This window comes from Pseudomonas sp. (genome assembly GCF_026224925.1).
Taxonomy (GTDB): Bacteria; Pseudomonadota; Gammaproteobacteria; order Pseudomonadales; family Pseudomonadaceae; genus Aquipseudomonas.
On record NZ_JAMFRV010000064.1, the window covers coordinates 1 to 3,779 of the forward strand.

3 protein-coding genes are annotated in these 3,779 nt (G+C 58.0%); 1 reads left to right on the forward strand and 2 read right to left on the reverse strand.

What is annotated here, in order from left to right; all coding sequences use genetic code 11:
- Positions 1 to 354 (reverse strand): S-adenosylmethionine synthetase N-terminal domain-containing protein (locus M0974_RS02775; protein ID WP_297832441.1); only part of this gene is annotated, 354 nt, incomplete at its 3' end.
- Positions 351 to 1,370: a metalloregulator ArsR/SmtB family transcription factor gene (locus tag M0974_RS02780; RefSeq protein WP_297832444.1), complete on the reverse strand. Its 1,020-nt coding sequence runs from the start codon at positions 1,368 to 1,370 to the stop codon at positions 351 to 353. The genes M0974_RS02775 and M0974_RS02780, both read right to left, overlap by 4 nt.
- Before the next feature lie 244 nt (positions 1,371 to 1,614).
- Here M0974_RS02780 and tkt point away from each other — a divergent pair, with 244 nt between their 5' ends.
- Positions 1,615 to 3,612 carry a transketolase gene (gene tkt, locus M0974_RS02785; RefSeq protein WP_297832447.1) on the forward strand — a complete coding sequence of 666 codons (1,998 nt, stop codon included), beginning with the start codon at positions 1,615 to 1,617 and terminating at the stop codon, positions 3,610 to 3,612.
- Positions 3,613 to 3,779: the final 167 nt, after the last annotated feature.

Genomic DNA, 3,779 nt, shown 5'->3' on the forward strand with positions numbered 1-3,779 from the left:
AGCGCCCTGATCTTCAGGCTTGGCGCGATCGACACCCTGGTTGATGTCAGGGGATTGCTTGCCGATGATGTTCATCACGCCGCAAGTAGCGCCGTCGAAGCCGACGTCGGAGCTGGTGTAGCCGATGTCGATGATCACGTCACGAACGATCTGCTCCAGGTCGACCCAGGCAGACGTGGTCACTTCGCCAGCGATGATTGCTACGCCGGTTTTCACCAGCGTTTCGCAGGCCACGCGGGCAAACTTGTCTTCGGCAATAATGGCGTCCAGAACCGCATCGGAAATCTGGTCGGCAATTTTGTCCGGATGCCCTTCAGACACGGATTCGGAGGTGAAAAGGGAGTATTCGCTCATCTCGACGGATTTCCTGAATTGTACCGATTGTGAGTGTCGCCAGTCGGTCGCTGAAAGTGGCGAACCTGTATCTGGAAACCATTACGTAGGCCTACATAGAGGCTTTCCCCGGGAACAAGTCCCGCAGCGATGGCCCAACGGGCCAGATCATCCTGTTCAAAACCCAACCAGAGATCGCCGCAGGCCTCCTTGGCCCAACTCTGGTCGTGGCTACACAACTCTGTCACCAACAGGCTACCGCCTGGTTGCACCAGATGGGCCAATTGTTTAAGGGCTTCGGCGGGTGCGGCAAAATGGTGAAGCACCATATTCAGCACGACGCAGTCGGCGCGTACATCGGCGTCGCCCAAAGCGTCTGCCAAGTGCAACTCGACGTTGCCCAAGGCCTCGCGTTCGCATAGCTGGCGGGCCAACTCCAGCATAGCCGGGCTGTTATCCAGCGCGGTGACATGACGAAAGCGCTGCGACAACTCTGGAAGGAATCCACCGTCACCGGGGCCGACTTCCAGCGCAGTGGCGTCGCTGCTAAAGCTCAGTTTGTCCATCAGTGACAGCAGACTCTCGCGGTACTGAGGCAAGCCGGCAATCAAGTCTTGCTGAGCACGAAACTTTTCAGCGACTCGGGTAAAAAAGTCTTGGCTGGCAGCGGCGCGTTGCCCATGCACCAGGCGGATTCGCGCTTGCACATCCGTCGGCAGGGTCAGGTCATCTGCTTCATCGAGTAACGCTACGTGCAGTCTGCCGCCCGGCAGTCCGATGTGGGGCAGGGCGCGACGGTAGAAAATTGCATTACCTTCGCGGCGTGTCGCCACCAGTTCCGCTTGAGACAACACCTTTAAATGGTGGCTCATGCCGGATTGGCCGATGGCGAAAATCTGCGCCAGCTCTAAAACGCCAAACGAATCGTTAGCCAGTGCCCGCAGCACATTGAGTCGCAGCGGGTCACCCCCGGCCTTGCACAAGGCAGCCAGGTCGTCACTTTCATCATGGCGGATTGCGGGCACGCGTAAGTTCATTAGGCAGGCAGTCTAGAGAGCGACCGATCACCCCGCAAGTGCTATATCAAAATGTTTTGATATTGATCGATAGATGGTTTTATCGAAGTCGCCGGTTGGTTTCAGATCCATAAAGGCCCTTAAGCTGCGCCAGAACATGGCAATTGCAGGAAAAACACGTTCTGTGATTGCCCCCAAGCAGTGCGTGAGGGAAAATGCTCGCCTTTTTCAGATCCCATCCTTTCCAGCCCCCAGGAGATCAGCGATGCCCAGCCGTCGTGAGCGTGCAAATGCTATTCGTGCCCTCAGCATGGATGCCGTGCAAAAAGCCAACAGCGGCCATCCGGGTGCCCCTATGGGCATGGCGGATATCGCCGAGGTGCTTTGGCGTGACTTCCTCAAGCACAACCCGAGCAACCCGTCGTTCGCCGACCGTGACCGTTTCATCATGTCCAACGGCCACGGCTCGATGCTGGTCTATTCGCTGTTGCACCTGACGGGCTACGACCTGTCGATTGACGACCTGAAGAATTTCCGTCAATTGCACAGCCGCACGCCAGGTCACCCGGAATACGGCTACACCCCAGGCGTTGAAACCACCACCGGCCCACTGGGCCAGGGTTTGGCTAACGCCGTGGGTTTTGCCCTTGCTGAAAAAGTGCTGGCCGAGCAGTTCAACCGTCCAGGTCACAACATCGTTGATCACCACACCTACGTGTTCCTGGGTGATGGCTGCATGATGGAAGGTATTTCCCACGAAGTTGGCTCGTTGGCCGGCACCTTGGGTCTGGGCAAACTGATCGCGTTCTACGACGACAACGGCATCTCGATTGATGGCGAAGTTGAAGGCTGGTTCACCGACGATACGCCAAAGCGTTTCGAAGCCTACAACTGGCAAGTGATCCGCAATGTTGACGGTCACGACGCTGACGAAATCAAGATTGCTATCGAAACCGCCCGTAAAAGCCCTCAGCCAACGTTGATCTGCTGCAAGACCACAATCGGTTTCGGTTCGCCTAACAAGCAAGGCAAAGAAGACTGCCACGGCGCGCCACTGGGTGCCGAGGAAATTGCTCTGACCCGCGCTGCGTTGAAATGGAACCACGGTCCTTTCGAAATTCCGGCTGATATCTACGCCGAATGGAGCGCTAAAGAGGCCGGTCTGGCGGTCGAAGCCGACTGGGATCAGCGTTTCGCTGCTTACTCTGGGGCATTCCCTGAGCTGGCCAACGAGCTTATCCGTCGCATGAGCGGTGAGTTGCCAGCTGACTTTGCCGAGAAGTCTGCCGCTTACATCGCCGACGTCAACGCGAAAGGCGAGACCATCGCTAGCCGTAAAGCCAGCCAGAATGCATTGAATGCGTTTGGCCCGATGCTGCCTGAGTTCCTCGGTGGTTCGGCTGACTTGGCCGGTTCTAACCTGACCATCTGGAAGGGTTGCAAAAGCATCACCGGCGAAGATGCCAGCGGTAACTACGTGCACTACGGCGTCCGCGAGTTCGGCATGGGCGCCATGATGAACGGTATCGCCCTGCACGGCGGCTTCGTGCCCTACGGCGCAACGTTCCTGATCTTCATGGAATACGCGCGTAACGCGGTCCGTATGTCGTCGATCATGAAAAAACGCGTCATCTACGTGTTCACTCACGACTCCATCGGCTTGGGCGAAGACGGCCCAACTCACCAGCCAATCGAGCAGTTGACCAGCCTGCGCACTACACCGAACCTAGACACCTGGCGCCCAGCCGATGCCGTTGAGTCGGCCGTGGCCTGGAAGTACGCCATCGAGCGCAACGACGGGCCATCGGCGATGATCTTCTCGCGTCAGAACCTGACGCACCAATCGCGCGATGCCACCCAGCTGGCAGACATCGCCCGTGGTGGTTACGTGTTGCGCGATTGCGTGGGCGAGCCGGAATTGATCCTGATCGCTACCGGTTCGGAAGTGGGCCTGGCGGTGTTGGCTTACGAAGCACTGTCGGCACAAGGCCGCAATGTGCGCGTGGTTTCCATGCCATGCACCAGCGTCTTCGAAGCACAGGATGCGATGTACAAGCAGGCTGTGTTGCCGCTGCAAGTCAGCGCACGTATCGCCATCGAAGCCGCCCACGCGGACTACTGGTACAAATACGTGGGCCTGGAAGGCCGTGTCATCGGCATGACCACCTTCGGCGAGTCGGCGCCTGCGCCAGCCTTGTTCGAAGAGTTCGGCTTCACCCTGGAAAACATCCTGGGTACCGCTGAAGAGCTGCTGGAAGACTAAGAAGTAACGCTGGGGCTCGGAATTCTGGCTATCTGGAATCCCGAGCCTTGAATGCGCCCCCTGTAGGAGCGCGCTTGCCCGTGATCGGCTGCGAAGCAGTCGTAAAAAGTGTGCTCAGGTGAAGGTCTGCGTGTCGAGCACGACCCCAGCCTATCGCGGGCAAGCGC

Bases quoted from the DNA above. Each gene is read 5' to 3' on its own strand.
- tkt (WP_297832447.1), top strand. From the start codon at position 1,615: ATGCCCAGCCGTCGTGAGCGTGCAAATGCTATTCGTGCCCTCAGCATG.
- M0974_RS02780 (WP_297832444.1), bottom strand. From the start codon at position 1,370: ATGAACTTACGCGTGCCCGCAATCCGCCATGATGAAAGTGACGACCTG.